The sequence below is a fragment of the Klebsiella sp. JB_Kp042 genome (genome assembly GCF_040065275.1).
Lineage (GTDB): Bacteria > Pseudomonadota > Gammaproteobacteria > Enterobacterales > Enterobacteriaceae > Klebsiella > Klebsiella quasipneumoniae.
In genome coordinates this window covers 1-5,592 of record NZ_JBEAJL010000050.1, presented here as the reverse complement: position 1 = coordinate 5,592, position 5,592 = coordinate 1, and the positions used below count along the sequence as shown (strand labels likewise).

General features: G+C 48.9%; 7 protein-coding genes and 1 pseudogene. 6 read left to right on the top strand and 2 right to left on the bottom strand.

The window, feature by feature from the left end; translation table 11 throughout:
• Positions 1–40 precede the first annotated feature (40 nt).
• The 4 genes and pseudogenes from ABLV54_RS12765 to ABLV54_RS12750 all read left to right on the top strand — a co-directional run bounded on the left by ABLV54_RS12765 (position 41) and on the right by ABLV54_RS12750 (position 1,848).
• A complete protein-coding gene (locus ABLV54_RS12765; RefSeq protein WP_071953846.1) occupies positions 41–226 on the top strand; it encodes a DUF2188 domain-containing protein in 186 nt (61 codons plus the stop codon).
• Positions 227–325: 99 nt separating this feature from the next.
• Positions 326–838 (top strand): annotated as a pseudogene (locus tag ABLV54_RS12760) (DUF4113 domain-containing protein); the annotation flags it as partial.
• A gap of 99 nt (positions 839–937) precedes the next feature.
• A complete protein-coding gene (locus tag ABLV54_RS12755; protein WP_032413443.1) occupies positions 938–1,381 on the top strand; it encodes an antitoxin Xre/MbcA/ParS toxin-binding domain-containing protein in 444 nt (147 codons plus the stop codon).
• Positions 1,378–1,848 carry an RES family NAD+ phosphorylase gene (locus tag ABLV54_RS12750; RefSeq protein ID WP_316937369.1) on the top strand — a complete coding sequence of 157 codons (471 nt, stop codon included), beginning with the start codon at positions 1,378–1,380 and terminating at the stop codon, positions 1,846–1,848. Before ABLV54_RS12755 ends, ABLV54_RS12750 begins: the two co-directional genes overlap by 4 nt.
• 109 nt (positions 1,849–1,957) lie before the next feature.
• On the opposite strand, the gene ABLV54_RS12745 is transcribed toward ABLV54_RS12750, so the two are convergent.
• Entirely contained in the window at positions 1,958–2,218 is a 261-nt protein-coding gene (locus ABLV54_RS12745; protein WP_017901409.1) for a hypothetical protein, read from the bottom strand.
• Between the two features lie 861 nt (positions 2,219–3,079).
• On the opposite strand from ABLV54_RS12745, the gene ABLV54_RS12740 reads away from it, so the two are divergent.
• The gene (locus tag ABLV54_RS12740; RefSeq protein WP_274920436.1) at positions 3,080–4,111 is read left to right on the top strand and encodes an IS630 family transposase; all 1,032 of its coding nucleotides are present in this window, start codon (positions 3,080–3,082) and stop codon (positions 4,109–4,111) included.
• A gap of 15 nt (positions 4,112–4,126) precedes the next feature.
• On the opposite strand, the gene ABLV54_RS12735 is transcribed toward ABLV54_RS12740, so the two are convergent.
• The gene (locus ABLV54_RS12735; protein ID WP_274920435.1) at positions 4,127–5,125 is read right to left on the bottom strand and encodes an IS481-like element ISKpn28 family transposase; all 999 of its coding nucleotides are present in this window, start codon (positions 5,123–5,125) and stop codon (positions 4,127–4,129) included.
• Between the two features lie 72 nt (positions 5,126–5,197).
• On the opposite strand from ABLV54_RS12735, the gene ABLV54_RS12730 reads away from it, so the two are divergent.
• Positions 5,198–5,359, top strand: coding sequence for a type I toxin-antitoxin system Hok family toxin (locus ABLV54_RS12730; RefSeq protein ID WP_004118124.1), 162 nt, complete (start codon positions 5,198–5,200; stop codon positions 5,357–5,359).
• The last annotated feature ends 233 nt before the right edge of the window (positions 5,360–5,592 follow it).

The following is a 5,592-nucleotide window of genomic DNA, read 5'->3' as shown; positions in this document are numbered from 1 at the left end:
ATGCGTGATCTGATCCTTCAACTCAGCAAAAGTTCGATTTATTCAACAAAGCCGTGGAGAGGGTAATGAACGGGTAACATCTACCCATCGTACACAACAGGAAGCAATAGATGCGGCTCGTTCAATCTCCCGCAATCAGGAAAGTGAACTGGTTATTCATCGACCAAATGGACAAATCAGAGATAGAGACTCCCATGGAAAAGATCCATTCCCCCCTAAAGGATGAGAAGTGAGGAAAAAAAAGGCTATGCAGCCTCTTTTTTCTATCAATTTCAATAGAAAGCCTAATCTGTTCATTTAATGAGCACAATCTTTTTCTTGATGTTTCGGGCAGCGTATAACAACGTATGAATCCATGCGGCAGGCAATTTGCCAATATGCTGAACGTGCTGCGGAAAAATTGCGCCAGGAACGTCAGTACTGCGGTCAGGTATCAGCTTTCATAAAAACCTCGACTTTTTCAAAACATGAACCCTATTACAGCAAAGTCTCCAGCGAACAGCTCTGCATTCCATCACGTGATACGCGGGACATTATCGCGGCGGCGGGCCGGGCTCTGGATAAAATCTGGAAAGACGGACATAACTATGCAAAGGCGGGAGTCATGCTCAACGATTTCCGTCCCTGCGGAGTTACCCAGCTATCGTTATTTGATGAAGGGAGGTCGTATGCAAACAGTGACGCGCTCATGAACGTACTGGATACGATAAACAACTCAGGCAAAGGCAAAGTATGGTTTGCCGGTCGGGGCATCGCACCGGCGTGGTCAATGAAGAGAGATATGCTCTCTCCAGCCTACACAACGAGGTGGGACTCGATACCGATCGCTACACTCTGAGTATCGCAATCAGGAAAAATGCCTTCCGTCTGCTGGTGGTTGATATTTGCTCTGGTGTTACCATTTGGGTATAATGAAAAGACCAAATGGAGGTTTGCTATGAAAACATTTAGTTTGTCCTCAACTCCAGCCAGACCACAGCGCCTCTGGCAGGTTGCCGGGTTAAATAATGCTGATGGCGTAGCGCTTCTGGGCCAAATAAATGAAGGTCTGGACGGGAAGGTGGCGAACCGGATAACTGACTGGGCCAGAATAACCCAGAATGACCTGAGAAAAATGTCCGGTATCCCGTCAACCACATTTAGCCGCAGTGTGAAGGCACGTTTTAACCCGGAACAAAGTGAACGTCTGGTACGTATTATCCGCGTCATTGATCGGGCGGTAGATTTGTTTGAAGGCGACAGGGAAGCCGCACAGAAGTGGTTGAACGAACCTAACCGGGCATTGAGCTGGAAAGTGCCAGCAGACCTGATGGCATCCGAAACTGGAGCCTATGAGGTCATTAAGCTGATTACGCGTCTGGAGCATGGGGTGTACTCGTGATCCTCTACAGGCTGACGAAAACAAAGTATCTTTCTACGGCCTGGACCGGATATGGTGCGAAAGAGGCTGGTGGGCGCTGGAATAGCGTGGGGGTGTCAATGGTATATGTCTCCGAAACGGCTTCACTAACGATGCTGGAGACGCTGGTACACCTGCATGCGGCACAGATAATGGACTCTTTCACGCTACTGAGTATCGATGTGCCTGATGAACTGATCCAAAGCGCAAACATGGATGAATTACCGGACTACTGGGCTGATGAGGATGCGCCTCAGGAACTGGCTGATTACGGAGATGCCTGGTCATTTACCAGGAGCTCGGTTGCACTGCGTGTTCCCTCAGCCTTATCGCCGGTAGAGTTCAATTATCTGTTAAATCCTGAGCACCCTGAGTTTTACGGGATCGTGCAGAAGGCTCAACAGATACCGTTCCGGTTTGATAGTCGTCTTAAACCTGACAGGAAGTGAAGCAAAGGAGGAGAGGGCGTTGTCATGATGCCTAGCGCTCCTGTCCGGTGTCACATAAAAAAGCCCGTCAGCGGCGGGCAAAGACTACACACAGCTATTACAGGATGATTCAGGCAGTTTCTTCGTAAACGTTGTAATCCAGCTTTGCTCCACTGTAATTCTGCAGGCTACGGGCTTTATTCATCGCGCAACTGAACGCATTCGAACGATCGCCTGCACTCCCATTATGCCCATAGCGGGCAATTTCATACGGTTTCTCATAACTGCTTTCTTCCAGCACAATAAAGGCTCCCGGTTCACTGGTCAGCAATTCGAAACCAAGACCTGCGGCCTTTGTATTCCTTAGCTGGTAATATGCAGTGAGTGTCATAATTGATTCCTTAAAATAATACCGATACAAAGATATTTCTACAGGCATTGTTGAGCCTGTAAAATTGCTGATAGTTCAGAGTGACTGTAAGTAATAATAACTTATTCAAGTGGCGCGTCAATTGGCTAAATAACCTTACCTTCATTAAATTTTGAAAGAAATACAATCAGGAAAAGTGACTTTAAAAATCTCTTTCGGATATGACGCTACTGATATCTGATATTGCCTGGAGAATTTTGTCATAGGCGTAGACCTCTATTTGGGCGTAAATCTTCAATCTGGTAGCTGAGTCGTTTGGTTAACATCAGACATGGGCGCAGCCGGCGAACAAGGGGGTTGTTCTGGCACTACATTGCGTCTGCACAGAACCGCTACACTGGACGGCGCAGAAGTGGTAACCGGAGCATATCGACTGAGGGGAAAATTCATGACTGAACTCCAGCAGATGCCGGGATGCAGGGCAGAAACACGGCGGAAACCATCTTAAAAGTTATTAACTTACCAGCTTATTAGCCCTGGGAGGATGGGAGTAAACACGGTATAATGGTGTCGGCGCTTGAGGCTTTTTGCCTCATGATGTTTGAGTGTTTTGATGTTGTGAGGCAGAAAGAAGAAAGCCCCGTAGGACGTTAATTTTCATTAACCAACCACACGAGGCCATCTGCTTGACTAGACACCAACAGAGTAGCCTCTTAGCTGCCGTAAGGCAAGGAGATGTATGGGTCCACCACATATTGCAATTTTTACTCTCACGTAAAATAAATAGCTGCGCGGAATAGTAGATCACTGAAAGGGAACTCAGCCCGGATTGTGCGATCTGATCAATCGCCAAACATCACAAATCACCAACCGGACTGAGCGATGCCGATCATAGCACCAATACCCCGTGACGAACGACGCCTGATACAGAAAGCTATCCATAAAACTCGCGATAAAAATCATGCCCGCAGGCTAACGGCTATGCTGATGCTTCATCGGGGTGAACGGGTCAGCGATGTTGCCAGAACACTCTGTTGTGCCCGTTCATCCGTTGGCCGCTGGATTAACTGGTTTACGCAGTCAGGCATTGAAGGCCTGAAATCCTTACCCGCAGGACGCTCCCGCCGCTGGCCTTTTGAGCATATCTGCACCTTGTTGCGTGAACTGATAAAGCATTCTCCCGGCGATTTTGGTTATCAGCGTTCACGCTGGAGCACCGAATTACTGGCGATAAAAATCAATGAGATAACCGGGTGCCAGTTACATCCCGGGACGGTGCGCCGCTGGTTGCCCTCTGCCGGACTGGTATGGCGCAGGGCCGCACCCACTCTGCGTATCCGTGACCCGCATAAGGATGAAAAGATGGCGGCAATCCACAAAGCGCTGGACGAATGCAGCACAGAACATCCGGTCTTTTATGAGGATGAAGTGGATATCCATCTCAACCCCAAAATCGGCGCAGACTGGCAGCTTCGCGGGCAGCAAAAGCGAGTGGTCACGCCGGGTCAGAATGAGAAATACTATCTTGCCGGAGCCTTACACTGCGGCACAGGAAAAGTCAGTTACGTTGGAGGTAACAGCAAAAGCTCGGTGCTGTTCATCAGCCTGCTGAAACACCTCAAAGCCACATACCGACGGGCAAAAACTATCACGCTCATTGTCGATAACTACATTATCCATAAAAGCCGTGAAACACAGCGCTGGCTGAAAGCAAATCCCAAGTTCAGGGTCATTTACCAGCCGGTTTACTCACCGTGGGTGAATCACGTTGAGCGGTTATGGCAGGCGCTTCATGACACGATCACCCGTAATCATCAGTGCCGCTCCATGTGGCAGTTACTCAAAAAGGTCCGCCATTTTATGGAAACCGCCAGCCCATTCCCCGGAGGAAAACATGGCCAGGCAAAAGTGTAGCAGTATTAGGCGCAGCTATTTATAGTCCACTGGCGTCATCAGTTCGAGTGATTTATGTGGCCTTTTGCTGTTATACAGCACCAGATATTCAGCCATTCTTTGATTAAACAAATTCAGGTCCTCAAAAAGCAACAATTCATTGAATTCAATAAATTGTTCTCTAAGTGTCCGGTTAAATCGCTCACAGGTCGCATTCATTTTCGGTGTGTACGGATAGGTCCAGATGTGTTTAATCGAGGCTTCCTGTAGCGTTTTATCAAAGTTACCGAGGAACTCCTTACCGTTGTCAGTGACAACTTGTCTGATAGCGACAGGAAAGAGCTTTGTGGCCTTGCTGAAGAAATGGCTGGTAATATCGCTGTTGAGTGAAGGGACCGCCAGGGCCAGCGCATAGTCGCTGTGCTCGTCGATCATGGTAATGATATAGCGGCGTAGGCCCCCCATCCTGAGTTCAATCGCGTCCATCCCTATGAGTTCGCCTGTTTTTACCGGGCGGTATTGTTTTGGTCTTCTGGGCTTCACTGAGCGTTTTTTTATCAACCGGGCTTTGCCCCTGGCGCTGAGGCGTACGGGGATCATCCGCATTTTATCGTGAGCACCAGCAATGATTCTTCCAATGGTTGACGTGCTGGGACAGGTAAAATGCCGCGCTTCACACCATGGTTTCAGCCTGACAAAAATCTGCTCTTTGCCGAGATTGGGTAACTCAGTTCTCAGACGCCTGATCTCCTTGAGTACATCAGGATGCCAGTGCCTTGAACGGCGAACCAGAGGGGCTTTGCTTTTTGGAATTAGTGCTTCTGGACCACCGGTGCGCAGTAACCGGCGCCACCAGTAGAGTGTTCGCGTTGATACGTCAAAAGCATCAGCTGCGGCACGGATCCCGTGCTTATCCCAGAAGTTCAGAGCCTTCATTCTTAACCTCGCAATCTCGGGCATAAGAGAGTGTTTCATCGCATAAGCAGTTGCTCGGTAATACCCAAAATAGCCGACACCGATATGCTGCATCAACATCTGGCAATCCCTCCTTTAGTGTTCTGAGGCAATTGCAATATCTGTGTGAACTTACACAGGGAGAAGAAAGCCATGAAGCTACCGCGAAACGCCCTGGTCTGGTGCGTATTAATCGTGTGTTTAACGCTCTTGATATTCACATGCCTGACCCGTAACCGCTTATGCGAAGTCCGGCTAAAGGACGGGAACAGGGAGGTCGCGGCAAGCCTGGCTTACGAATCCAACGGTAAGTAGCAACCTGGAGGCGGGGGAGACCCCGCCTTTTCAGAGCTGTGTTGGTCCGACATGCCTGAAGCGCCTTTATGAAGGGGTTGCCGTTCGCCGGTAGCCCCTTTTTCCTGACTACATGAAATAAAAAAAGCCCGCACGACGACGGGCAAAAAAACACATTCATCTTTCTACACATGGATTCAGGCTTTGTTGAATAAATCAGATTTCGGGTAAGTCTCCCCCGTAGCGGGTTGTGT